The sequence below is a fragment of the Streptomyces sennicomposti genome, from assembly GCF_019890635.1.
GTDB classification, from domain to species: domain Bacteria; phylum Actinomycetota; class Actinomycetes; order Streptomycetales; family Streptomycetaceae; genus Streptomyces; species Streptomyces sennicomposti.
The window spans coordinates 106370-131320 of sequence record NZ_JAIOAB010000002.1; the positions used below are offsets into that span (position 1 = coordinate 106370).

General features: G+C 71.8%; 20 protein-coding genes and 3 pseudogenes. 14 read left to right on the top strand and 9 right to left on the bottom strand.

Annotated elements, in window-relative coordinates; translation table 11 throughout:
• Nucleotides 1-639 precede the first annotated feature (639 nt).
• A complete protein-coding gene (locus tag K7787_RS01485; protein WP_247720431.1) occupies nt 640-1164 on the bottom strand; it encodes a hypothetical protein in 525 nt (174 codons plus the stop codon).
• Nucleotides 1165-1431: 267 nt separating this feature from the next.
• Between K7787_RS01485 and solA the strand changes: the two genes are divergently transcribed.
• The 3 genes from solA to K7787_RS01500 all read left to right on the top strand — a co-directional run bounded on the left by solA (nt 1432) and on the right by K7787_RS01500 (nt 4651).
• Nucleotides 1432-2580: an N-methyl-L-tryptophan oxidase gene (gene solA, locus K7787_RS01490; protein ID WP_223000196.1), complete on the top strand. Its 1149-nt coding sequence runs from the start codon at nt 1432-1434 to the stop codon at nt 2578-2580.
• Nucleotides 2581-2702: 122 nt separating this feature from the next.
• The gene (locus K7787_RS01495; RefSeq protein WP_223000197.1) at nt 2703-3296 is read left to right on the top strand and encodes a DinB family protein; all 594 of its coding nucleotides are present in this window, start codon (nt 2703-2705) and stop codon (nt 3294-3296) included.
• A 248-nt stretch (nt 3297-3544) separates the two neighbouring features.
• A complete protein-coding gene (locus K7787_RS01500) occupies nt 3545-4651 on the top strand; it encodes a hypothetical protein (protein WP_223000198.1) in 1107 nt (368 codons plus the stop codon).
• Nucleotides 4652-4714: 63 nt separating this feature from the next.
• Here K7787_RS01500 and K7787_RS01505 read toward each other — a convergent pair whose 3' ends face one another.
• Nucleotides 4715-5458 (bottom strand): methyltransferase domain-containing protein, encoded by a 744-nt coding sequence (locus K7787_RS01505; RefSeq protein WP_223000199.1) that lies wholly within the window; start codon nt 5456-5458, stop codon nt 4715-4717.
• A gap of 249 nt (nt 5459-5707) precedes the next feature.
• On the bottom strand, nt 5708-6109 hold the full coding sequence (locus K7787_RS01510) for a Dabb family protein (RefSeq protein WP_019981100.1): 402 nt from the start codon (nt 6107-6109) through the stop codon (nt 5708-5710).
• An 85-nt stretch (nt 6110-6194) separates the two neighbouring features.
• On the opposite strand from K7787_RS01510, the gene K7787_RS01515 reads away from it, so the two are divergent.
• From K7787_RS01515 to K7787_RS01525, 3 genes and pseudogenes are all read left to right on the top strand, one after another.
• A complete protein-coding gene (locus K7787_RS01515; RefSeq protein ID WP_223000200.1) occupies nt 6195-6863 on the top strand; it encodes a TetR/AcrR family transcriptional regulator in 669 nt (222 codons plus the stop codon).
• Nucleotides 6864-7052: 189 nt separating this feature from the next.
• Nucleotides 7053-7325, top strand: coding sequence for a hypothetical protein (locus K7787_RS01520; protein ID WP_223000201.1), 273 nt, complete (start codon nt 7053-7055; stop codon nt 7323-7325).
• A gap of 221 nt (nt 7326-7546) precedes the next feature.
• Nucleotides 7547-8728: pseudogene (locus tag K7787_RS01525) on the top strand (serine hydrolase domain-containing protein); the annotation flags it as partial.
• 43 nt (nt 8729-8771) lie between these two features.
• On the opposite strand, the gene rph reads toward K7787_RS01525, so the two are convergent.
• Complete coding sequence (rph, locus tag K7787_RS01530) at nt 8772-11378, bottom strand: rifamycin-inactivating phosphotransferase (RefSeq protein ID WP_223000202.1); 2607 nt, start codon at nt 11376-11378, stop codon at nt 8772-8774.
• Between the two features lie 508 nt (nt 11379-11886).
• A complete protein-coding gene (locus K7787_RS01535) occupies nt 11887-12537 on the bottom strand; it encodes a TetR/AcrR family transcriptional regulator (protein WP_223000203.1) in 651 nt (216 codons plus the stop codon).
• A gap of 99 nt (nt 12538-12636) precedes the next feature.
• Between K7787_RS01535 and K7787_RS01540 the strand changes: the two genes are divergently transcribed.
• Nucleotides 12637-13290, top strand: coding sequence for a CatB-related O-acetyltransferase (locus K7787_RS01540; RefSeq protein ID WP_164393136.1), 654 nt, complete (start codon nt 12637-12639; stop codon nt 13288-13290).
• A 318-nt stretch (nt 13291-13608) separates the two neighbouring features.
• On the opposite strand, the gene K7787_RS01550 is transcribed toward K7787_RS01540, so the two are convergent.
• Nucleotides 13609-14445: an AraC family transcriptional regulator gene (locus K7787_RS01550; protein WP_223000204.1), complete on the bottom strand. Its 837-nt coding sequence runs from the start codon at nt 14443-14445 to the stop codon at nt 13609-13611.
• A 73-nt stretch (nt 14446-14518) separates the two neighbouring features.
• Between K7787_RS01550 and K7787_RS01555 the strand changes: the two are divergent.
• Together K7787_RS01555 and K7787_RS01560 are read left to right on the top strand one after the other, a co-directional pair.
• A pseudogene (locus tag K7787_RS01555) lies at nt 14519-15452 on the top strand (alpha/beta fold hydrolase).
• Between the two features lie 87 nt (nt 15453-15539).
• Entirely contained in the window at nt 15540-16817 is a 1278-nt protein-coding gene (locus tag K7787_RS01560) for an FAD-dependent oxidoreductase (protein WP_223000205.1), read from the top strand.
• An 89-nt stretch (nt 16818-16906) separates the two neighbouring features.
• Here the strand turns inward: K7787_RS01560 and K7787_RS01565 are convergent.
• Nucleotides 16907-17167, bottom strand: a pseudogene (locus K7787_RS01565) (TetR/AcrR family transcriptional regulator); the annotation flags it as partial.
• A 125-nt stretch (nt 17168-17292) separates the two neighbouring features.
• Nucleotides 17293-18168 carry a sigma-70 family RNA polymerase sigma factor gene (locus K7787_RS01570; RefSeq protein WP_223000206.1) on the bottom strand — a complete coding sequence of 292 codons (876 nt, stop codon included), beginning with the start codon at nt 18166-18168 and terminating at the stop codon, nt 17293-17295.
• An 86-nt stretch (nt 18169-18254) separates the two neighbouring features.
• Here K7787_RS01570 and K7787_RS01575 point away from each other — a divergent pair, with 86 nt between their 5' ends.
• Nucleotides 18255-18713: a carboxymuconolactone decarboxylase family protein gene (locus K7787_RS01575; protein ID WP_223000207.1), complete on the top strand. Its 459-nt coding sequence runs from the start codon at nt 18255-18257 to the stop codon at nt 18711-18713.
• Nucleotides 18714-19019: 306 nt separating this feature from the next.
• Nucleotides 19020-19430 (top strand): alcohol dehydrogenase catalytic domain-containing protein, encoded by a 411-nt coding sequence (locus K7787_RS01580; RefSeq protein ID WP_247720432.1) that lies wholly within the window; start codon nt 19020-19022, stop codon nt 19428-19430.
• A 433-nt stretch (nt 19431-19863) separates the two neighbouring features.
• Here the strand turns inward: K7787_RS01580 and K7787_RS01585 are convergent, their stop codons facing one another.
• Nucleotides 19864-20850: an alpha/beta fold hydrolase gene (locus K7787_RS01585; protein WP_223000209.1), complete on the bottom strand. Its 987-nt coding sequence runs from the start codon at nt 20848-20850 to the stop codon at nt 19864-19866.
• Nucleotides 20851-21327: 477 nt separating this feature from the next.
• On the opposite strand from K7787_RS01585, the gene K7787_RS01590 reads away from it, so the two are divergent.
• The 3 genes from K7787_RS01590 to K7787_RS01600 all read left to right on the top strand — a co-directional run bounded on the left by K7787_RS01590 (nt 21328) and on the right by K7787_RS01600 (nt 24939).
• Nucleotides 21328-22077, top strand: coding sequence for a DUF429 domain-containing protein (locus tag K7787_RS01590; protein WP_223000210.1), 750 nt, complete (start codon nt 21328-21330; stop codon nt 22075-22077).
• Nucleotides 22078-22313: 236 nt separating this feature from the next.
• Nucleotides 22314-23624: a hypothetical protein gene (locus K7787_RS01595; protein WP_223000211.1), complete on the top strand. Its 1311-nt coding sequence runs from the start codon at nt 22314-22316 to the stop codon at nt 23622-23624.
• Between the two features lie 163 nt (nt 23625-23787).
• On the top strand, nt 23788-24939 hold the full coding sequence (locus K7787_RS01600) for an ABC transporter substrate-binding protein (RefSeq protein WP_223000313.1): 1152 nt from the start codon (nt 23788-23790) through the stop codon (nt 24937-24939).
• Nucleotides 24940-24951: the final 12 nt, after the last annotated feature.

The following is a 24951-nucleotide window of genomic DNA, read 5'->3' on the forward strand; positions in this document are numbered from 1 at the left end:
ATACGGGCCCGCAGAGCCCTGAAGTCCTCGTAGGGCTGCTCGCGCGACTCAGCCCCCGGCGGATGGCTGCCGCCCTGGTCGTCCGGATGTATGAGAAGTCGCGTGAGCTGATCAAGAACTCTTCCACGACGCGCGACGTGGCAGGCGATGGCGGCGGTGATGCGATGGCCGTGCTCAGACACGCCCTCTCGCTCACTGGCGAACAGTCCCAGGGGGCCGGAACCCACTCCGATCGGTGGCGGCGAAGAGCCTCCAGGATGGCCGTCCTGGAGGCTTTCGTGTCTGGCTCCGGCGGAGGCAGGCAGCCCATCGCGGTCCGTCCGGGGAGGCCGGGAAGGAGCCCGAGTCGTCGACCTGCCCGGCTCCGGCCTTCCCGGGTCGCTCAGGGGGGAGAAACCGACGGGGGTGCCTCTGGTTGCCTCTGAGTGACCCAGGTCGATCCGGGAGCGAATCAGCGCGATCTCCTCTGACTGCCTCCGATCGCCTCTGCAACCCGTCCTAGCAAGTCAGAGCCGGTTCGCGCCCACAAAGCCGCAGGTCAAACGGGTGCGTCTGGAGTACGCCGGGTGCTGGCCGTGCGTCGTGGCCGGCCACCCCGGGCACCCCGGCCACTCCGGCCGTCACGGCGGACGCGGCCGGTCACGCGTACTGGATGCCCCACAGGTTGTTGTTCCGCTTGACCGGGGCGATGTTGCCGGACTTCTTCCAGAGCTTCACCTTCTTGCAGCCGCCGCCGAACTTCGGCTCCATGCGGTACTTGGTGACGCTGAAGCCCTTGGCCTCGTGGTACATCATCAGGCGGCCCCGGCTCTTGCCCTTCTTCTTCTGGACCGTGGCCGCGTACGTCCAGGTGTCCGACTTCGACCAGGTCTTGCCGACGGAGACGCTGAACGACGCCGACGCCTTGGCGAAGATGGCGCCTGCCTCGGTGCCGACCGTGGCGGTGCCAGTGGCCGTCCACGAGCCGGTCTTGTTCTTCGCGTAGCTGATGGTCACGCCCGGCTTCGCCCAGTCGCTGTGCACGTTGGTCGCACGCCAGACGGTCTTCTTGTCGCCGATCGAGTAGATCGGCGACGAGTCGCACGCGGCGCCGGCCGCGGCGGGCGCCGCGGAGACCGCCACCGCTCCGGCGCTCAGCAGAGCGGTGGAGAGCGCAACGCTCATGACACGCTTCACGTGTATCCCCCGGATCAAAGGTTGTCAGGAACACCTGCATTCTGTTGGCCGAATCGCTTGCCCGGTAAGGGATTTGAGTGACTGTTGAGGTTCAGCCGGCAAGTGGGGACGAGGTCGTCCCTTTGTGTGCGTTCCTGTGCTCCTTACCGCCGTGGGTCCTCACCCATGAGCCGCGGCGCCGCGGACGGACGAGAGGACCGCCGCCCCGCTGTGTAGGCTGGCCACCAGGCAGGACGCCGACCCCCGGGAGCAGGTATGGACGTGATCGTGGTCGGTCTGGGGGCGATGGGCAGTGCCGCGGTGCACCAACTCGCGCGGCGCGGAGTCGATGTGCTCGGCATCGACCGCCACAGCCCGCCGCACACCTTCGGTTCCAGCCACGGCGAGACACGGATCACCCGCCGGCTGACGCTGGAGGGCACCGAGTACGCCCCGCTGGCGGTCCGCTCCCACGACTGGTGGCGGCGCATCGAGGCGGAGAGCGGTGCGTCGGTGCTCACCGCGTGCGGTGTGCTGAACCTGGCCGACCGGGCCGCCGGCCCAAAGGTGTTCGCCGTCCACGAGCGGGCGGCGGCCGCCCACGGCATCGACTACGAGCTGCTGGACGCCGCCGCGCTGCGGGACCGGTACCCGCAGTTCCGCGTGGCGGACACCCGGGTGGGCCTGCTGGAACCCGGCGGCGGCTTCGTCCGTCCCGAGGCGGCGATCAGCGCCCAGCTGGACCTGGCGCAGCGGTACGGCGCGCAACTGCACCGCGGGGAACGGGTCGTGGCGGTCGAGGCCTCGGCGTCGGCCGTCACCGTCCGGACCGACGCGGCCGCCTACACGGCCGACCAGGTCGTGCTGTGTGCGGGAGGCTGGCTGGCGGGCCTGCTCGACGATCCCCGCCTCGCCCGGCTCTTCGGCGTCTACCGCCAGGTCCTGCACTGGTTCGCGGTCGAGGGCGCCGGGCAGGACTTCTCCCCCGAGCGTTTCCCCACGTTCATCTGGAACGGGGTGAGCCGGGCGGACGACTACTTCTACGGCTTCCCCTCCGTCGACGGCGCGACGGTGAAGGTGGCCACCGGACAACTCGACCACCGCACCGCCGACCCGGACGTGCTGGACCGGACCGTCACCGCGGACGAGGCGGCCGGCTTCCACCGGGCCATGATCAGCGGCCGGCTGCCGGGTGTGTCCGCCCGCGCCGCGCGCTCACAGGTGTGCATGTACACCGTGACACCGGACGAGGCGTTCGTCATCGACCGCCTGCCGGGCCGTGAGCGCGTACTGATCGCCTCCCCCTGCTCCGGCCACGGCTTCAAGCACTCCGCGGCGATCGGTGAGGCGCTCGCCGAACTGGTCACGGACGGCGCCACCACCCTCGACCTCACCCCCTTCGCGCTCGGCCGCTTCACTCGATAGGCCGGCGGGGCCGGTCATGGCGGGGCCGGCCCGCGCGCTCGCGGCCTTGCCGGCCGATCCGGTGCGCCGCGAGCGGTGGAAAAGGCGGTGAGCGAAGATCGCGCGAGCGGCAGACTGGCCTCATGACCGCACCGGATCTCAAGGCCGACCTCCACCACTACCTCCAGTCCGCCCGCGATGCCCTGCTGTGGAAGCTCGAAGGGCTCTCCGAGTACGACGTCCGCCGCCCGCTGACCCCGACCGGCACCAACCTTCTGGGCCTGGTCAAACATGTGGCCGGCGTGGAACTCGGCTACCTCGGTGACACCTTCGGACGGCCGTCCGGCGAGCCGCTGCCCTGGCTCGAGGACGGCGCCGAGCCGAACGCGGACATGTGGGCCACCGCCGACGAGTCACGCGCGTACGTCGTGGAGCTCTACCGCCGGGCATGGGCGCACGCGGACGCGACGATCGACGCACTGGCGCCGGACACCATCGGCAAGGTGCCCTGGTGGCCCGACGGCAAGGACGAGGTGACGCTGCATCATGCCGTGGTACGCGTCATCGCCGACACGCACCGGCACGCCGGACACGCCGACATCCTCCGGGAACTCATGGACGGGACCGTCGGGATGAACAAGGACAAGGACAGCATGGCGCCGGGCGACGCGGCGTGGTGGGAGAGCCATCGCAGCCGACTGGAGGGCGTGGCCCGGGAAGCCGGCCGGGACACGTGACTCCGGGCCGGGACACGGCCCCGGTGACACCCCCCGGTGCCTCCCCCGGCGGCACCGGCCCGCAGCGGTCCGCCGACAGCGACCCACCGGCCACGGCCGTCCGCACGGTGGCCGCCGCCGGGCGGAGGACGCCGCTCGCCGACCACCACCGGGGACGAGCAGCGAACGGCGTCCACCGCTGACGGAAAACAGGTTGGCCGAGCGTCACCGAGCTGCCACCATGCAACTGGTCTTCCTGCGGAGGGTTGTTGTTCGTCTTCGTCTGTGCACGGTGCGAGGCCCGGCTGACCGCCCCGCTGTCCCGTGTCTCCCTTCCTCTCCACGCCCGTCAGTGTTACGGCAACGGAGCCCAGCTCCCTGTGCTCATGGAGTCCGGGACGTTCGCCGTGGACCCGGAACCGTGGGGTCGGCCGTGGCGGATGTGGGACGAGATCGATCCGAGGGAGGCGGAGGCCCGCGGCATCTACGCACCGGTGCACGCCCTGTCCGACGGAGTGCCGGGGGCGATCGTCGTCGCGCCCGGCGATGTCCGCGGAACGCGGCTGATGCCCGACCGGCGTGGCGGCGCCTGCTGTGGCCTGGACGGGGCCGATGGCCCCAACATGGCCTGCCAGGCCTGTGACCTGCCCGTGGCGGCCAGGATCGACGACTGCTCGCTCTGGCAGGCGGTGCGGCTCAGCCCGGACGCGGTGCACCGCGTCCCCGTCGCGGGCGCCCAGGCCGCGCCGCTCTCGTGGGCGGAGCTGGTGGCGGAGGGGGAGAGCACGCCCCCGTCCGAGCCGATCGCCACATGGGGAGGCCGGTTGGGGACGAGCCACTACTGGTCGTGGAGTCCGCGCTGGGAGGCGGCAGCCGGCCATGCCCTCGCCCATCTGCTGGCGGCCTCCGAAGGGCAGCCGGTGCGGGTGCCGGCCGGCCTGACCACGGACGTGTTCCAGCGGGCGCTCGACGCCCTGCTGCCCGCCGGTCCCCGGAAGCGGCGCGCCGTCCTGGCCGGACCGGGACGGCCCGCCCCCGAGGCGGGGGCCGACATCGTCCTCGTACCGGTCCATCCGCAGACGGGCCGGACCTGGTCCCCGGCCGGTCCGGCCGCATCGGCCTACCGGGTGCCGCTCCCGCTGGGGATATGGCTGTGGCTGGTCTCCCCCCGGCCGGGCCTGCCGGTCCCGGCGTCGGGCGGCGTCTCCCCGGACGTCCTCCGCGACGACCCGCTCCCGCCGCGCCCCGATCGCCTGTTCCGGGCCGACCGGGGAACGTTCCGGCACACCCTGGCCCGGCTGCCGGCCGTGCGCAGCCCGTGGCTGCGCACGATCCACGACAACCTCGCCCACAATGGATACCCCGGCCTCTCCTAGCCCTGCGGCGACGTGCTCCCACGAAGCAAGCGACCGGACAGCGATCGACGGGGTACCGGGCCGTCACACGGCGCTGTCCGCACGTTCGTAGACGCTGATGTGGCGCCAACTGGCGGCGTCGTACGGCTCACCCTTCCAGCCGCCCCAGCGTTCGCGCAGCCGGAGTCCGGCGATGCGGGCCATGAGGTCGAACTCGGGCGGGTGGGCCAGGCGCAGCCTGATGGGGAAGAACCTGATGCCCGCGCCGCTGATGCGGATGTGGTTCAGGTCGAGGACCTGGGTCAGCGGGTCGTAGCGCCCGGCGTCGAGGTCGACGTGATCGAGGCCGACCTGCTCGGTGTCGAGGTACCGGTGCCCGGGGCGCGAGGGTGCGGTGGGGATGCGGCATTCGACGACGAACACGCCGTCCTCGGTGAGGTGGCGCGCGGCGTTCTGGAAGCAGCGGACCTGGTCGTCCTGGGTGAGCAGGTTGCCGATCGTGTTGAAGACCAGGTAGACCAGCCCGTACCTGCGGCCCGTGGTGACGCGGGACATGTCGCCCATGGTCACGTCGACCTGATCGCCACCCGGCTTCTCGCGCAACCGGTCGACCATGTCCCGCGACAACTCGATCCCGCCCACCCGTACCCCGGCCCGCAGGAGAGGCAGCGCGATGCGGCCGGTGCCCACCGCGAACTCCAGAGCGTCCCCTCGCCCGGCGAGCCCGGCCAGGAACTCGACCGTCTCGGCCTCGTCACCGCGGGGATCGTCGTCGTACCGCTGGGACACCTCATAGCCGAAGCTCGCCCCCGGATCGAACCCCTCCACGTGACGCCCCTTTCATAGTCGGCCCAGTCGTCGGCCCGGCCTGCCGCGGGATCGCGTACGGGCCGCACCATAGTGCGCAAGTTCCGTACGTAGCCACGCATTTGACGGCCGCTCACCGAGCCCGGAGCGCGAGCGGGGCCGCTCCGGAACTCAGGCCACGTCGATCGCCGGGACCTTCCGCCGCCGAGACGATCCACCGCGGGCGGCGCCCATGCGCCGGCACACCCTCGCCGTCACCGGACCACCGCCCTACGCGATCCGCACCTCCATGATCGGTGCGAGCTGGGCGGCCCACTCCGGGTACATCGCGAGCTTCCGGTCGTTCAACGCCATGATCTTGAGGCCGAGTTCCGGGTCCATGTCGTCGGAGAGGTCGGGGCCGACGGCGATCCGGGCCAGGTGCGGGAGGATCTCGTCGTCGCCCGCCACATGGGTCGGGTCGTGCATGTACCGCTCCAGGGCCGCCAGGTCCTCGATGCCGACGCAGTAGGCGTGTGTGAAGCCCTCCGCCGGGTCGCCGAGGTGCTGTCCGACCGTGGCGAACGACACCGAGTCGACGGATGCCGTCCGGCGCATCGCCGCGAGCACCTCCTCCTTCCGCTCCTCCGTCGTGCCGTCCCTGAAGGCGAAGCGCAGCGTGTGGATGATCACGGTCGTCCCGATCCCTCCCGTCGACGTTGCTGAACCAGTTGGTCCAGCAAGATGAACCCATGGGTTCAATAGCTAGACTGAACCCATGAGTTCAGCAGCGTCAAGTGGCGGCTCTGGTGGCCCTGGTGGCCCTGGTGGGGCGCGCAAGCGGGCCGACAAGCGGCAGGCGATCCTGGAAGCGGCCTTCACTGTCTTCGCCCGGCGCGGCTACGCGCAGGCGTGCGTGCAGGAGATCGCGCAGGAGGCGCGCGTCGCCAAGCCGACCGTCTACAGCCACCTGAACGACAAGGAGACGCTCTTCCGGCACGCCCTGGAGGCGGCGGCCGACGCCCTGGCGGCCGAGAACCTCGCCGCCGTCGAGCGGCTGCGCGACCTCGCCCCGGACGCCGACCTGCGGGCGGCCCTCACCGGCACCGCCGACCGGCTGCTGCGGATCTGCGGCAGCGAACGCGGCCGCGCCCTGAAGTGGCTGACCTACGCGCAGGTCGGCACGTTCCCCGACCTGGTCGACGCCGTCCTGGAACGCACCGGCCGCCGCCTCGGCACCGCGCTCGCCGACCGGCTGGCCCGCCTCTCCCTCGCCGGCCGGCTGCGCCCGTGCGCCCCCGAGCAGGCGGCCGAGCACTTCCTCGCCCTGCTCACCGCCCCGTACGAGGCCCGCTCGGCACTGGGCACCCGCCCCCTGCCCGCCACCGCCCTGCACGGTCTGGCGGAGGCGGCGGTGGACACGTTCCTGCTGGCGTACGCCGCCTGATCCTTCCCCGGCCGCGCCTGGCAGGCTCGTTCGACACGTTTCCAGCGGCACCCCGGGGCGAACACCGGCGGCCGGCGGCACCGGGCTCTCCCGCTTCCGCGACCGACGCGGCCGGACCCGGCTGCCGGACCCGACTGCCGACCGTGACTGCCGACCCCGACTGTCAGTGGTGGCTGCCAGGCTGGACGGATGGACCGTGATGACGAGCACCTGCTACGCCGCCGGGTCTACGGCGCCGACCACGACCGGCCGGGCCCGCGGCCCGACCGGCGCTACGCCGAACTGGTCGGCGGACCGCTGGACGGCCTGCTCCTCGACATCACCGGCTGGAGGCGGGACGAGACCGGCACCAGCGTCGCCCTCCGGACCGAGCTGGGACGGTACGGCGCCGGCGGCCGGTCCCTGTACGCCCCGCGCCGCGGCGCCCCGGACCGCTGGGACTGGACCGGCGACGCCCCCTGACCGCTCCGACCGCCCCGCCCGGCGCGGGCTGTCGATGAGCCGCGTCGGGTCAAGGGCGCTGATCGGCGTCGGGCGACGCGGTGGTCGGCGTCGGGTGACACGCTGTAGGGCGACACGCTGTCGCGCGGCGCGCTGTCGGCCGGCGCACTGTGGAGAACCCGACCATGGAGCCTCCGGCCGGCCGGATGGTTCGCCGGACGTGCCGTTCCTAGCGTTGCCTCATGTCGATCACACGGACTCGGATCAGCCGTCGGACAGCGACCGTGCTCGCCACCGTCCTTCTGGCGGTGTTCGTCCCGGCGGAGTCCCGAGCGGCGGCGGCCCCCGATCCTCCGTCCCGACTCCAGCGCGATGCCGACGCCCTGCGGAACGACGGCGTCACAGGTGTGTCGGTGCGACTGGAGACGCCCGACGGGGTGCGGACCGCCCGTAGCGGGGTCGGTGATCTTCGCACCGGGCAGCCCGTGGCCACGGACGGCTACCTGAGGATCGGCAGCACCACGAAGACGTTCGTCGCGGTCGTGGTGCTGCAACTCGCCGGCGAAGGACGCCTGTCGCTGGACGACACGGTGGACGCGTGGCTGCCCGGCCTGGTCCGCGGCCACGGCAACGACGGACGCGAGGTCACGCTGCGCCAACTGCTCCAGCACACCAGCGGGTTGCCCGACTACATCGGCGACGTCGTTCCCGAACTCAGCGCGGCCGGGTATCGCGCGAACCGCTGGACGACCTACACCTCCCGGCAGCGTGTGGCCCTCGCGATGCGGCACCGGCCGTCCTTCGCACCCGGCGCCGGCTGGGCGTACTCCAACACCGACTACGTCCTCCTGGGCCTCGTCATCAAGGCGGTCACCGGCCAGTCCTGGGAGCACGAGGTCCGGACCAGGATCCTTCGCCCGCTGCGGCTCGCCCACACCCTCGCCCCCGGCAACCGGCCGTTCCTGCCCGGCCCGCACGCCCGGAACTACCAGCAGTTCGAGCCGGCCGGTCCCTTGGCCGACACCACGGTCGCCTACCTGCCCTTCGACGCCGACGCCGACGGGTCGCTGATCAGCACGGCCGCGGACACCGACGGGTTCTTCACGGCACTGCTGCAAGGCAGGCTCCTGGCCCCCGCCCAACTGGCCGAGATGCAGCGCACCGTCGAGATCCCCGCCGACCGCGGCTTTCCCCGGGGCACGCGCGACGGGCTCGGCCTGGACTGGACACCGCTGTCCTGCGGCGGCGGATACTGGGGACACAGCGGCGACGGTTTCGGCTACCTGGTGTGGCCTGCCACGACCGCGGACGGCCGGAGCACCGTCACGGTCTCCCTGCACAGCCGACCGGGCGACGAAAACAGCGCCACGCGACAGCTCCACGACGTGACGGCCCTCGTCGACCACGCACTGTGCGCCGCTCGCCGATCGCCGACGTCCGCGGCGGCCGGTCACGCCAGGACGCACGTCACGCCAGGATCTCCACATACCCGTCGGTTCCGCGCACGCGGATGCGCTGCCCGTCCCGGATCAGCCGGGTGGCCCGCTCCACGCCCACGACGGCCGGCAGGCCGTACTCCCGGGCGATGACCGCGCCATGCGTCATCAGGCCGCCCACCTCCGTCACCAGGCCCGCGATCCCGACGAACAGCGGCGACCAACTGGGGTCCGTGAACGTCGTCACCAGGATGTCGCCCGCTTCGAGGTCGGCCTCGGCCATGTCGAGGACCACACGCGCCCTGCCCTCGACGGTCCCGGCGGACACCGGCAGACCGACCAGGGCCCCGTCCGGCACGTCGTCGCGCCGGTACGCACCGGTGACGGCCTCGCCGTCCGAGGTGAGGACCCGGGGCGGTGTGAGCGCCTGGAACGACCGGAACTCGTCCCTGCGGCGCCGGATGAGCCGCTGATCCACCCGGTGGGTGCGCACGACGTCGTGGAACTCCTGGAAGGTGAGGTAGAAGACGTCCTCCTTCTCCCGGAGCACACCGGCCCGCGCGAGGCGCTCGGCCTCCTCCAGCAGCGCCTGCTTGTAGACGAAGTAGCGGCTGACGATGCCGTACTTCGGGTACTCGCGGTAGCCGACGAAGGTCCGGACCCGGTCGATCATCCGCTGGGTCTCGTCGGCCTTCCGGTCCCCGTCCGGCAGGGCCCGCAGCCGCGCCAGCACGTCCCGCTCCTTCTCCCCGGCCCTCTGCCGCCCTTGCTCGAAACGCCGCGCGGCGGCGCCCGGCGCGAAGTTCCTGACGTTGTCGAGGATCGCGGGCACGAGCGTGAGGGGGCGCTCGCGCCAGCGCGGCCGGGTGATGTCGATCTCTCCGGCGCAGCGCATGCCGTAGCGGTCGAGATAGGCCTCGACGGCGTCCCGCGCCTCCGTCCCGCCCGCGAGGCCCGCCAGTCCGTCGAGGAAGTCCTCGTCCTCGGTCTCCCGCAGGAACGCCACCACCTCCGGGTACGGACGGATGACGTCCGCGACGTCGAGCAGCGCCAGGCCCATCTCCGAGGTGACGTTGCCGGGCGCGGACAGCGTGAGCGTGTCGGCCGCGTTCTTCTCGCCCAGCCACTCCTCCAAGTGGTCGTTGAGCCACCACGTGGCCTCCATCCCCGCCATGATCACTTGGATGCTCAGCGGATCACCGAGGACCCGCCTGTGCTCCTCGAAGGCCTCCAGCAGGAAGTCGAACAGCGCCGGTCCGGTCTTCGCCCGGATGCCGCGCTCCAGCGCGGCGATGGACGCCTGGCTGCGCTCGACCAGCTCGGCGACGACGGCGGGGTCGGTCGCGACCGGGGCGGGCGCGCCGCCGACGCCGCCGGCCGGGGGCCCGCCGGGACCCGTGTCCGGAAGGGACGGGACGAAACCGTCGCGGTCGAGGACGGTCTCCAGGGCGTTCCTGACCAGCGGATCGCCTCTCCCGATGACGTCCAGGAGACCGGCGCGGCTCGCGGGCGAGGCCAGCCGCCGGGTGACGTCGACGAACAGCCTGCCGCCGGCCTCGTGCATCGGCGTCATGGCCGTCAGCCGCCACATGGAGAGCCCCAGCGGCTTCATGGGGTCGGTCATCATCTGCTGGTGACCGACGGACACGTAGACATGAGGGTCCTCGTCGCCGGCCTCCGGTACGGGGAACAGCGTCGTGATCGGCCGGCTCTGCACGATGTGGAAACCGTCGTCGGCCAGGCACCATTCGATGTCCTGGGGACCGCCGAGCCGCGCCTCGATCCGCCTCCCGAGTTCCACGAGCCGCACCACCTGCGCATCCGTCAGCGCCGGCCGCTCCCGCCGCTCGGCGTCGGTCACCGCCTCCCGCGTACCGCCGGACGCCGGGGCGTGAACGGCACGCCGTTTCGCGGCGATCGTCCTGGCGACGACCTCGCCGTTCCGCACCTTGAAGACGTCGGGGTTCACCAGGCCGGAGACCAGAGCCTCACCCAGACCGAGGCCGGCGTCCACGGTGGCGGCCTTCCGGTCGCCCGTGACGGGGTCCGCCGTGAACAGGACGCCGGCCGCCAGCGGGAGAACCATGCGCTGCACCACCACGGCCATCCGGACCGTACGGTGATCGACGCCGTTGCGCTGGCGGTAGGTCACGGCCCGCTCGGTGAACAGGGAGGCCCAGCACCCGCGGATGTGCCGGAGGATCGCCGTCGGCCCCACGACGTTCAGGTACGAGTCGTGCTGTCCGGCGAAGGATGCGGTGGGCAGGTCCTCCGCGGTGGCGCTGGACCGGACGGCGCAGGCGACGTGCTCGCCGAGCCGGGCGAGCGCGCCGGTGATCGCCGCCGCCAGATCGGCCGGGACGGCGGTCTCCTCGATGGTCCGGCGGATCCGGGCACTGAGGGTGCGGATCGTCTCCCGGTCGTCCGGGTCCGAGCGCGCCAGCTCATCGAGCAGCTCGTCGAGCGACGGCGCTTGCGCCGTGATCCGCCGGAAGGCATCCGTCGTCACACAGAAACCGCCGGGCACGCGGATCCCGTCGATCCTCGACAGCGCCCCCAGCTGCGCGGCCTTGCCGCCGACGAGCGGAACCTCGGCCGCGTCGATCTCCCGCAGCTCCACCACGTACTGCTCGATCACCGCGGTACCTCCACGACATCCGCGCTCGGTCGCGCTGCGGCGGCCGGCCGCGCGAGCGGCCCCTTCCCGGCCGAGCCGTCTGCCGCGCAGGCCCTCGCCCAGGGCCGCTTCCCTTCCCGCACCGCGAGTCCCCTCGCCGGTGCGACGCCCTCGCCTCCCCCGTACATCCACAACGCATCACGCACGTCGTCCCCCGTCTTCGCAGGTCGTGGCCATGGCCGCCGATTCTGCGCCACCCCCCGGGCCTTGCCGCAAGCCCCCAGGTGAGCTATAAGTTGAGAGTGGCGAGGAGATTGCACTCCTTGCCCCTTTTCTTTGTGCGGACATTCCGTCGGTCCGTGGAGGCGGCGCGACCTGCCGAGTGACCGCCCCGTGCGCGGGCACGGCGCCGTGCCCGCGGGTGCCGGTGAGGTCGCAGGCGCTGAAGCCGTGAGCGCGTCCGCACCCGGGACACGGGCCGTCGTCGAGAGCCGGATCAGCCAGGCCGGGCCGGTTTCTGCGACGGCGGTCAGGAGGTGTCTTCCCGACGGACGCAGAAGGCGCCCGCGGCAGCCGCCAGGACCGCCGCCTCAGCGGCGCGTTCCGGCAGTCGCGGGTCCGGATCGGCACGCAGCAGCACCAGTTGGTGGTAGAGCGGCGCCGTGGCCGCGATCAGCAGGCTCCGCGCATCCGTGTGCGGCGCGGGGAGTTCACCGCGTTCGACGGCGCGCTCGACGAGGATCTCGCACTGGGCGTACCGGTCCGCCCACAACCGCGTCTGGGCCCGCGCGGCCTGCTCGGAGTGGAACGAGGCGGCCATCAGGGCGACGGCGAACGACGGCTGTACGACCAGCGATTCCTGGATCTCCTGGTTGAGGGCCGTCAGATCGCCGCGCAGCGAGCCGGTGTCCGGCGGCTGCCAGTCGATCTCGCCGGCGGCGTCGATGACGTCGACGAGCAGGCCGCCGACATCGCGCCAACGCCGGTAGACCGTGGCGCGGTGCACTCCGGCCCGCGTCGCGACGCCCTCCATCGTCAGTCCTTCGTGGCCTCTTTCAGCGAGTTCCGCGCGCACCGCGGCGAGAACCTGGGCGCGGACGCGGGCGGTGCGCCCGCCCGGACGGCGGTCCGCCGCCGTGTCCCGTGGTGCCGGTTCTGGTTCTGGATCTGGTTCTGTCATCGGCAATCAGTATCCGGTTGATCGAGGCGACAGGGCTGTGCCAGCATCTTAACGCGACAGTTGTCGCCATAGGCTCACCAGAGAGGAACCGCCTCCACGATGCCGCCCGTTCCCGCCGACCCCACCGTGCTCCACCCGATGCCCGAGCACCCGCGCGTGGTGCTGCTCAAGCCGCTGGTGAAGTCGCCGCTGATCGAGGCCGGTGACTTCTCCTACTACGACGACCCGGACGACCCGACCGCGTTCGAGACACGCAACGTCCTCTACCACTACGGTCCCGAGCGGCTCGTCATCGGCAAGTACTGCGCGCTGGGGACGGGCACCCGGTTCATCATGAACGGCGCCAACCACCGCATGGACGGCCCTTCCACCTTCCCGTTCCCCACCATGGGCGGCTCCTGGGCGGAGCACTTCGACCTGATCACCGACCTGCCCGGCCGGGGCGACACCGTCGTCGGCAACGACGTGTGGTTCGGTCACGGCGCCACGGTCATGCCCGGCGTACGCATCGGCCACGGCGCGATCGTCGCCGCCGGCGCCGTGGTCACCCGCGACGTGCCCGATTACGGCATCGTCGGCGGCAACCCCGCCCGGCTCCTCCGCACCCGCTACGACGCCGCGGACATCGCCCGCCTCCTCGCCGTCGCGTGGTGGGACTGGCCCGTGGAGCACATCACCGGCCACCTCCGGACGATCATGTCGGGGACCGTCGCCGACCTGGAGGCGGCCGCCACGCGGATCGCCCGTCCCTGACACCCCGCCCTCGCCGCACCGCCTCCCTGTACCGTCGGCGGGCCGGGAAAAACGGCTCCGGGCCGCTGTCCGCGTCTCCGGAGGGCGGCCGTGGAGATCACCTACGAACGTTTCGAGCCGGCCCACGCGGACCTGTGGGACACCACGCCGCTGTTCGATCTGCGGATCCGCTCCGGGCACCGGGGCGGGGCCTCGGGCGCCAGGCCCTGACCTGGCTCACCCGATACGTGTTCACCGAGTTCCCCCAGGCCCGGGGCGGATCGAGGGCACCACTCGTCAGGACAACGTGGCGATGCGCCGCGCCATCCGAAGCTGTGGTCACGTGAAGGAGCTGGGCCAGGCGATGGGGTCGACGGCGAGGAACGGCTCGCCGGCCACCGTCGCGGGGGTCGCCCCGGTGAACGTCATGATGTCCCGATGCAGATGGGACTGGTCGGCGTAGCCGGCGTCGGCCGCGACCCGGGCCGCCCGTTCGCCCGCGACCAGGCGGTGGGCGGCATGGTCGAAGCGGACCAGCTTCACGGCGCGCTTGGGCGGCAGGCCGAGCTGCGAGCGGAACCGCGACCACAGGCGCTTACGGCTCCATCCGACCTCGGCCGCGAGTCCGTCGACCCGGGCCAGGCCACGATCGCCGACGATGCGCCGCCAGGCCCAGGCCACCTCCGGGTCCACCGGCGGCCCCGCCTCGTGCCGGCGGGCGAGCAGCGCCTCCGTCAACGCGAAGCGGCCCTGCCACGACGGGACTTCGCCGAGCCGCTCGCGGATCCGGGACGCCTCCCGGCCCCACAGGTCGTCCAGGGACACGACGGTGTCGCCGAGGTCGGCGGGGGAGACGCCCAGGACCGCGCGCGCGATCACCGGGGACAGGCGCACCTGCACGCACTCGACATTCTCCCCCCGCGCCTGGACCGCGCCTCCGGCCCCGAGCCCCGGTCCGGCGACGATGCTTCCCCGCTGCTGCCGCCCGGCGGCCCAGTCGACGACGGGCGAGCCGACGCCGAACTCCAGGAGAAGCGTCACGGCCGGGTGCGGGACCATCCGCAGCCCGTCCAGTTCACGGACACGGAACCCGGCCATGGTGAGACCGGCCACCCGGCTGGGCCGCTGCGGGCACGCGACGTCCCACACAGCCGCGCCGTGCGTGAAAGTCCGCATCGTTTCATGGTAGTTGAGCCGGGAGGAACATTCGTCCAATCCCTCGGCGGGGCCCGGCGGCCACAGTGGGCTCATGACTGTTTCCGGCGGCGGACCGCACGTCGACGGCGGCGCCGAGCCCACCGAGAGTTCGATCCTGTCACTGGACGACGGCGACATCCACGTGTGCCAGGACGGCCCCCGCGATGCCCCCGCACTCCTGCTCGTCCACGGCTCCGCGTCCTCGACCCGCTCCTGGGACCCACTGGTTCCGATGCTGACCGGCTCCCACCACGTCATCCGGATCGACCTGCTCGGGCACGACCGGTCGGCCAAACCGGCGACCGCAGCTACGCGCTCCCGGACCAGGCACGCCGGGCCGGCGCGGCACTGGACCGGCTCGGCGTCGAGCACGCCGTGGTCGTAGGCCACTCCAGCGGCGGCGTGGCCGCCACCGCCCTCGCCGAACAGCGGCCCGACCTGGTGACCGCGCTCGCCCTCATCGACACCGGACCCGGCCTGGACGCCTTCATCGCACCGCAGCCCGCCGCGCCCGGACTCCCGCAGTGGCCGCCGACCGACGAGCAGCTCCGCCGGATGACGAGCACCGCCGTCAGCCGCGCGGGCCACCGGATTCCCCCGGAACTCCTGGAGGACGTCCGCCGCATGACCCTCCACACGTTCACCGCGACGATGCGGGCCACCCCGCCTACCTGGAGCAGCGGGCGCTCCCGGACCGACTGGCCGCCCTCGGCACACCACTACTGGTGATCTTCGGCGAGGACGACCGCAGGTGGCGATCCTCATCCGCCGCCGACTACCACGCCGTGCCGGGCGCGAAGGTCGAGTTGCTGCCCGGTCTCGGACACTCGCCCATGCTGGAGGATCCCCCACGGACGGCCACCCCTCTGCCGGCCTTCACCACGAGCCACGCCGCACGAGCCGTACGGACGGACCGACCGACGGCCTACAAGCGGACCGAACAACGCCGTACGGGCGGACCGAACGACGCCGTACGGGCGGACTGAATGACGCCGTACGGGCGGACTGAATGACGCCGAACGGACGGACTCAGTGACACCGAACGGACGGACCGAACGACAAGGAGGGACGCCATGCGGATTCTCGTCTCCGGTGCCGGCATCGCCGGCCCGGTGCTCGCGTACTGGCTCACCAGGCACGGCTTCTCCGTCACCGTCGTCGAGCGCGCGCCGACTCCGCGCAGGACCGGCGGCCACGCGGTCGACCTGTTCCGGCCCGCGATGGACATCTCGGAGAAGATGGGCGTGCTCCCGCGCGTCGAGGAACGGGCCACCGGCACCCGCCGGATGACCGTCCACCAGGAGGGCGCACGGCGCCCCGTCGAGGTGGACCTCTCCAAGATCTTCGGCGCCGCCTCCGGCCGGCACGCCGAGATCATGCGCGACGACCTGAGCGAGATCTACTACGACGCCACGCGCGACGACGTCGAGTACGTCTTCGGCGACTCGATCGAGACGCTCTCGCCCGACGGCGAAGTACGGTTCGAGAACGCGGCGCCGCGCCGCTTCGACCTGGTCGTCGGCGCGGACGGGCTGCACTCGAACGTGCGCCGCCTCGTCCTCGGCGACGAGTCCCGCTTCAGCGCCTTCATCGGCGCCTACCTCGGAGTGCTGACCCTGCCGAACGTCTCCGGGCTCGACGGCGAACTCCACCTCCACGTCGGCGTCGGCCGCACCGCCGGCATGTACGGCGCGCGGCACCTCGGGGATGCGAGGGTGTTGCTCCTGTTCCGCAGCGGGCACGAGCTCGACCACCACCGCGACGTGGCCCGGCAGAAGGAGCTGCTGCGCGGCGCGTTCGCGGGCATGCACCCTGACGTGGACCGCTGGCTGGACGAACTCGACCGCACCCCGGCGTTCTACTTCGACTCGATCACCCAGCTCCGTATGGACACGTGGTCGCGGGGGAGGGTGACGCTCGTCGGCGACGCGGGCTACGGCCCCGGCCCGGCCGTCGGCGGCAGCACCAGCCTGGCCGTCGTCGGAGCGTACGTCCTCGCCGGGGAGCTGGCGCGGGCGGGCGGCGACCACGAGCGCGCCTTCCCCGCCTACGAGCGGGCGATGGCGGAGCACGTGCGCGGCAGCCGCGCGGCCGCGCTCAGCGCGGCGAGGACCCTGATCCCCGCCTCACGCCTCGGTGTGCGGGGACTGGCCCAGGGCGCCCGCCTGATCTCCGCGCTGCCCGCGGGGCCGAGCCGCGCCCTTCTGCGCCTCACCGCCAAGAGCGCCCGCCTGCACAACTCCATGACCGTGGAGGACTATCCGCCGTCGTCCGCCGTATCTGAAGGAAAACCAGGTCGCGGCTCACGTGCGGCGGACCGGACGAGCGCGTCTTGTGGCGACGACTGCTGAGGAGAGGCCGCTGCCGACGCTGTGATCGACCCCTGCCCGGACGAGCGGCCCGAGGCGCGCGCCGACGACCGCACGCCGGCGGGCCGGGTTCAGGTGGCCGCCGGGGTTTCGGCGCCGAGCCCGGTGAGATAGGCGGTGAGGACGCGGGTGAGGCGGGGTTCCACCTCGACGGCGGCATGCGCCAGCCGGGGGTCGCTCGCGTACAGCTCGCGCAGGCGCGGCCCCGGGGTGGCCATCTGCCACAGCGCCCCCGCCATGCCGGTCGCCGTGGCGATCATGTCGACGGCCTGCAGCTCGGACAGGCCGAGCAGGCGGTGCAGTTCCCGTCCGATCCGTTGGACCTCCCCGAGCGGTCAGCGGACTTCGGCGAGCCCTACCCTCCAGAGCTGGCGCCCGAGCAGCGTCCGTGACAGATACGGCACACCCCTGTCAGGGGTGAACGCTTTCGCGTACGCGCGGCCTTCGCCGTACGACGTCACACCGCGTCCGGCAGGTTCATGAGCGCGAGTTCGGCCGGGTCGACCACGGCGATGAGCTCGGTGATGCGGCCGTCGGCGACGGTGAAGACGAGGAGGGAAAGCGGGGCGCCGTGCTCGTTCCAGGAGATGACGCCGGGGCGGCCGTCGATGATCGCCGCATGTCCTCGCGCCGCGCTGCCGGCCACTCGCGCGCGGGTGGCGACTTCGGTGGCCCCGAGCGTGACGAACGTGCCGTTCGCAGTGTGAACGGTGAACTTCACTTCGGGGTGGAGAACCTCCAGCAGCTGCTCGAACCGCCCGTCGCGGGCTGCGGCCAGGAAGGCCCGCACCACCTCGCGTTGTCGCCGCCCGGCGCCGGCCGGCTGCTGGGCGGCCCGCGCTTTCCTGCGGGCACGGCTGGCGAGCATCTTGGTGGCATCGGCGGATTTGCCGAGAACGGCACCGATCTCCGCGAAGGGCACGGCGAACACGTCGTGCAGCACGAACGCCAGCCGTTCATCGGGGCGCAGCGAGTCGAGGACCGTGAGGAGCGCGAGGCCGACGGAGTCTCCGAGCGCTGCGAGGTCCTCCGGGGCGGCAGCGTCGTCGAGTGTCACGGTGCATTCGGGCAGCTGGCCGTCGAAGGAGACTTCCGGACGTGCTCGGCCCGACCGCAGGACATCGAGGCTGATGCGGCCGACCACGGTGGTCAGCCAGCCCCCGAGGTTGTCGATGGTATCGGTGTCCTGGCGGGACAGACGCAGCCACGCCTCCTGGACCACGTCTTCAGCGTCGGCATGTGAGCCGAGCATCCGGTAGGCGACGGCGCGGAGCCGGTCGCGGTGGGCCTCGAAGGCATCGGCGATCGGGTCTGCGGGATGGGTGCCGGCCATGGTGTTACCTCCGTGGAAGCTGCTCCGTCACAGGGATGACGCGCACAGGCGCCGCAACGTAACCCGATGAAGGAGAGAACTCCCCCATGGAGAACCGGCTCAAGAACAAGAACGCGAACAACCCTAATGTATGGACCGCGATCCAGCGCCTCCAGAAAGCGATCGCCGCCGGCGGTGTCGACCCGAAACTGCTCGCGCTCGTCCATCTGCGCGCCAGCCAGATCAACAGCTGCTCGGCGTGCGTCCACGCCGGTGTCGCCGGCGGGAAGAAAGCCGGTGACACCGACGAGCGGCTGCACAACGTCGCAGCGTGGCGCGAGGCGCCGTTCTACACCGACGCGGAACGCGCGGCACTGGCGCTGGCCGAGGCCGCAACCCGACTGCAGGACGGTGCGCCGGGCGTCACCGACGAGATCTGGGAAGAGGCCGGCGCCCACTTCACCGAGGAACAGATCAACGCCATCAGCCTGGAGATCGCGCTCACCAACTTCTTCAACCGGATCAACCGCACCGTCAAGGAACCGGCGGGCAAGACCTGGGGCTGAGCCGGGCGTGACGTGAGATCGTCCGGTTACGCCACGGACGTCACCACCCCACCGCACTGACCGCGGCCGGGGTCGCCAGGGGTGAACACGCGCCCTACCGGAGGCTTCTTCCCCGCACCGAACGGCGTTCCTCCCCGGAATCTTCCTGCCCTGGGAGCGTGTTGCGCGCGTGTCGGTCCGATCCCGCTCACGTGGCGGTTGTAGGCCATCCGCCGGGAACGAAACGATTCTCGACGGGCGCCGCACCGGCGAGTGCCCTGGTCAGTGCGTGATGGCGGGGAATGAGGAGCAACCGTGAAAGCAGCGATGTTCTACGGCAAGGAAGACCTGCGGATCGAGGACGTGCCGGAACCGGCCGTCAGCCCCGGGCAGGTGAAGATCCGCAACGGGTATGTCGGCATCTGCGGTGGTGACGTGCACACCTACTTCCACCCGGAGGCCTCGCCCGTCGTTCTCTTCCGTCCCCATCCCATGACCGGCGCCCGGTTGCCGCAGCCCCGGGGACATGAATTCTCCGGGACGGTCGTCAAAGTCGGGGAAGGCGTCACCGGGATCGAGGTGGGCGATCGCGGCTCGATGTTCCCCACCGCCTACAGCTGCGGCACCTGCACGGCGTGCCGACTCCCGGCTTCGCCGGCTCGGCACACGGCGCCCACCGCAGGGCCCGGGTGCCGGACGGCGAGGCTTGGACCGCGGGAGCGGCGGCGAGCCCGGTGACGACGGCCAGGACGGCCATAGTGATCCCCACGACCACGGCCGTGCCCCGCGTGGCGATGCGCCACGGTAATGATCTGCCCCTGAGCGGCATGGACCCTCCCGGTGAGGAGTGCGGTTGTGTGAGGCGTGCGGACCCGGCCGGGGCGTTGTTGTTGTCACGTTAGAGGCGTTGTCGTCCGTGTCAGGGGCTTCTCCGGGTCGGATCGGGGACCGCTCAGGGACGATCGGGGTGCGCGGAGAAGACGGAGAAGACGGAGAACACGGAGAACACGGAGAACACGGGAGGCGAGGACACGGGAGGCGACGACACGGCTCGGCCGCCGGTTGCGGCCCTCGGCGCCGCCCCCGTACTGCCCGGCGAGGAGCTCCCGCCCCCGCACGCCAAGGGACTGGAGTTCAAGCCCCGCCAAGTCGCCCAGGAAGTCCCTTCAGTTCAGCCCTGCAGGATGCCGAGCCAGTCGATCAGCAGGTGGTTGACCTCGTCGGGGCGTTCCTGCTGGGCCCAGTGGCCGCAGCCGTCCAAGAGGTGGGAGGCCGACAGGCCGGGGAGGGTCGTGGGGTAGGCGTCGATGGCGTCGGACATCCAGGTGGTGGAGGCGTCCAGGGAACCGCCGATGAACAGGGACGGCTGCTCGATCGGGGCGCCGCGGTACGGGGCGAGGTCCTCCCAGTCCCGGTCCATGTTGCGATAGCGGTTGAGGGCGCCGGTGATCCCCGTGCGCTCGAACTCCCCGGCGTAGACGGCGAGGTCGTCCTCGCTCAGCCAGGCCGGGAGGACACCCGCGGGGAAGCGGTCGCGCAGCCGGCCGCCGCGGGCGACGAAGTGCGGGTCGGGCTCGCCCTGGGCGGGCATGGTGTCGGCGGACAGGGCCGCGTAGAAGCCCGCGAGCCAGCCCCGGACGTCGGGCTCGATCTCCGCCTCGGCGCGGCCGGGCTCCTGGAAGTAGGAGACGTAGAACTCCTGCTCGGGCCCGCCGATCTGGCCGAAGACGTCGGTGGGGCGGGGGCCGCCGGGCGGCGCGTAGGGGACGCTCAGCAGGCCGACGGCGCGGAAGACCTCGGGGTGGAGCAGAGCGGAGGCGGCGGCGATGTTGGAGCCCCAGTCGTGGCCGACGACCACCGCGCTCTCCTCGCCGAGGGCGCGTACGACGGCGACGTTGTCCTCCACCAGGTCGAGCATCCGGTAGGCGTCGGTCGCCTCCGGCTTGGCGGAACGCCCGTAACCGCGCACGTCGATCGCCACCGCCCGGTAGCCGGCCGCGGCGAGCGCCGGGAGTTGACGGCGCCAGGAGTACCAGGACTCGGGGAAGCCGTGCACGAGCAGGACCAGGGGGCCGGTGCCCTGCTCGACCAGGTGGAGACGGCCGGCCGGGCCCTGGACGGTGCGGTGGCGGAGTTCAGCGGTCGGCTCGGGCTGCATGGGCTTCTCCTCGGTTCGCGGCGGACGCGGCTACCGTCGATCATGGAGCGCGGCACCCGCCCGACGCGATCGGCTTTGCCGTTCTGGCAAACCCCGCAGGACAGAGCGGCGGAGCGGCACGGAAAGAAGGGACGGAGAAAGGCGGACGGCGCGGGCGGCACACCGCTCGCGAGGGGACCCCGGCGAGCCCGCCCCTGGAGATGCTGCTGACTGCCGAAGGAGCACGGCACTTCCCCGGCCGAACCGTCCGCCACGGCCTCCGCCCCCACGGCCGAGCCACGCCCCGGCGCTGCTGAGCTGCGGCGACGACAAGACGGTGCTGCCGTTGCCCCGGTACGTCGGTGCCGCCACATCCATCACCACGTCCTGCCCATCCCCCTCCGGCCCTCACCCCTTGAACGCCACCCCTCCCAACGCCGGTGCTGGCAGCCGGATCCAAGGGCTCAGGCGCACAAGGGACCTGCCACCATAGGCGGCATGCGCACGGTGGGGATCGATCTGTCAGCCGACCGTTCGAAGACGGCGATGTCCGTACTGGAGTGGAAGGACGGAACGGCCGTCGTCGAGCCGCCCTCACTCAAGTGCACCGACGACGTCCTGATCGGCGAGCTCACAGGGTTGCGCCCCGGTGATCGGGCCGGCGTCGACACGCCCTTCGGGTGGCCGGCCGAGTTCGTGCGCGCTGTCGGGGCCCACTTCGCCGCGGATCCCTGGCCGGGCCGCGGGCAGGACAGCGAACGCTACCGGAAGGACCGCCTGCGGTACCGGCTCACGGACCGGATCGTGCGCGACCAGATCCACCCGGTCGCACCCCCGCTCCCGGCACCCTTCGACCGGATCGGCGCCATGGTGGCGCGGTGGGCTCATCTGGAGGACGAACTGCACCGTCGTGGCGTACGTGTGGACCGGGCAGGCCGGGGGCCGATCTGCGAGGTGTACCCGAAGGCGTCCCGGCACCGCTGGCACCTTCTCAACGGCCCCCGACGGATGGACGCCCTGCTCGCCGCCGCACCCTGGCTGCGGTGCGACGCGCCCACGGCCCGCGCCTACGACGCCAGCGAGCACGCCTTCGACGCCCTGCTGTGCGCGCTCACAGCGCGAGCAGTGGCATGCGGCCTGACCGCGCACCCCGAGATGTCGCAGCTGCACAACGCCCGAACCGAGGGCTGGATCCACCTTCCGACACCGGGGTCGTTGCCGCTGCTGCCGCACCACGACGTGCGGTAGCGGGACGCCGATCGGATCGCGTGCGACCGCGGACGAGATCCTCGAACGCCTCGCACGCCATCTGCATAGAATCTCCATCTTGGAAGACTCGGGGCAGGCGAGGCGGCCGACCCCGTTCCGGAGCAGTCCTACGTACAGCGGGCGACGCCAGGGCGCTGTGATCCGCGCAGGCCGATCACGCGCCGGTCGCGTTCGATGTCAGACGTAGGCTCCTGTCGGAGAACAAGGGGGAGACGATGACCGACGACCGTAAGCCGACCGTGCCCGTGTGGACGCTGGCGACCGCTGACGTCCGAGTGCCGGGGTTGCCCGCGGGCGAGTCGATGACGGCTGAGCGTCTGGCCGAGTTGCGCGGAGCGTTGGCCGTCATGGCCGACGAGCCGATCGTCACCCTTGAGGTGCATCCGCTGCCCGACAAGGTCGACCGCGGTCGTGGCATCCTGCTCGACGCCGCGAGTCCCCTGGCACAGCACCTGTCACAGTTCGTCACGCAATCGACGCGGAGTTCTCTGACGGCGGCCAGAGCGACCGCTTCCGGCGAGAATCTGTATCGCATGGTGGTCCCGGCGAAGGTCGCCGCCCAGTTCGGGCAGGGCATCGTTCGCCCGATGGTGCCGAAGGGAGCGGCCGACGGCATCTACGGCGCGCTCGTGAACTCGTCCGGCAGGATCGCCGCCAATGCGAGTTTCGTGCCGGTCGGAGGAGCGGCAGCGGCGGGCACGGTCGGCGGGGCCGGTGCGACCGCCGGTGCTGCGGCCGCCGGCGGCACGGTGCTCGCCGTGGCCGCTCCGCTCGTGCTCATGGCCGTGGCGGTGGGGGTGAGCGCGCACGCCGACCACAAGCGTCAGCAGGCCATCGAACACATCACGGAACTGCTGGAGCAACTTCAGGAGGAGAAGCTCGACGACGAACACAGCGAACTCGACGGCTGCCGCGACGCCATCGACAAAGGCACGGCCATCCTGCTCGACCAGGGCAAGCTCGGTGTCTCGCTGGGACTCGACTCGGCGGTGCACGCCATCAACACAGCGCTGGGCAGAGCCGACCGCCGCCTTGCCCAATGGCGGAGTGCACTCGACAGACTGCCCGAGGGCGAGGCTGTCGAACTCGGCACTTTGACCAAGTCGTTCCCCGGCGTGGACGAGCATGGCGGCACTTTCCGCACCCACCTCCAACTCGCCTCCCTCGCCATAGCGCTGAAGCGGCGGGTGGTCGTCCTCCAGGCCGTCGAGCACGCCCAGAGCGACCCCGGCAACCCCTTCGAGAACTTCACCCGTGCACTCAAGCGCGATCAGCAGCGCCTCGACGAACTGGAGGCGAGCATCGCCGGCGTCCTGCTACGCCTGTCGGCGCTGGAGCTGGCGCGTCCGAACGGTTTGCGACCCGTCTTCACGACCAGTGAGGTCGATCGCCTCATGAGCGCGGCCCACCGGATTCACAAACTGGGCGACGGCGTCACGGTCAGCAGCCGCACCACAGACGTGGCGATCGAGATCGCCCGCGACAAGGACGGCTCGGTGCTCGTGTTCCCCGCGCTGCCCGCGTAGGCGCAGGCGCAGGCGCGGTCGCACTCACTCGGTGAGTCGTGCGAGGCTGCCCGAGTCCTCGCACGCGGTAGTGGCTCTCTTCGCGCAGGTGAACCGGCCGGAGCCGCGACCGAGGGGAGACAGCGGGGCACAGCGGAGGCGTCATCACATGAGCAAGTCGTCAATGTCGTTGCAGGGCGGGCAGGTTGACCGCCCTGCGGTCCGGGTCGGTGCTCTTGTGCCACTGTCACGGCCCGGGTGGGTCGAGGCGGGCCGGCACCTGCTTGCGGGGCTTGAGCTGGGTGTCGAGGAGGTCAACGACGCGGGTGGGATCGGCGGACGGCCGCTGGACCTGGTCGTCCGTGACACGGCGGCGGACCCGCGGCGGGCCGCCGCCGCCGTGGAGGAGCTGGCCGAACTGGGTGTGGCCGCGGTGGTGGGGGAGTACCACAGCGTGGTCGCCCGTGCCGCGGCCGCCCGGGCCGATGCCCTCGCCGTACCGTTCCTGTGCTCGTCGGCGGTTCTGGACGAACTCACCGAGCAGGACACCCCGTGGGTCGCGCGCCTGTGTCCTCCGCAGAGCCGCGGCTGGCGGTTCTACGCGGACCACCTCCTCGACTCGGGCCACCGCCGTATCGCCGTGGCGGTGCAGCCGAGCGTCTACTGGGCTTCCGGCACCCGCATCCTGCGCGACCACGTCTCCGCGCACGGCGGCGCCGTCGTCGAACTCGACATGGGAACACCGGATCCCACGGCCATGTGCGACGAACTCGTCCGGCACGGTGCGACGGCCCTGCTTCTTCTGGTCGGCCACCCGGAGCCGGCCGTGCCGATCGTGCGAGCCGTCCGTCGCGACGAGCGCCTCGCCGGTCTGTTGATCGGTGCTCCCGCCGGACAGCCGGAGTTCACGGAATGGGCGACCGCGTTGGGCGAGGACGGCGCCGCCGTGCCGTTCCTGCGCTACCTGCCCGAACACCTCACCACGCTCGGCGTACGCGTCGAGGCGCGGCTGCGAGCACGACTGCCCGCAGCCCCCTCCTTCGTCGCCTACGAGGGGTACGACACGGTCATCGTCCTCGCACACGTGCTGCGTTTCCACGGCACGGACCGGGAGGTCATCGCCGCAGCCTGGCCGCGCGTCGAGGTGGAGGGCACCCGCGGCCGGATCCGCTTCTCCCGCCCGTCCGGCAGCAGGGTGTGGCAGTGGACCTGGCCGAACCTCCAGATCGCGGACCGGGATCCGGCGCACCCCGGCCGCTTCCGCGTCCTGCGTACCGACTCCCGGCAGGAGCCCATGGATCGCCGGCCCGAGGGCGAGGACGGACTCGCCGGGTGAGGCGCGGCCGGC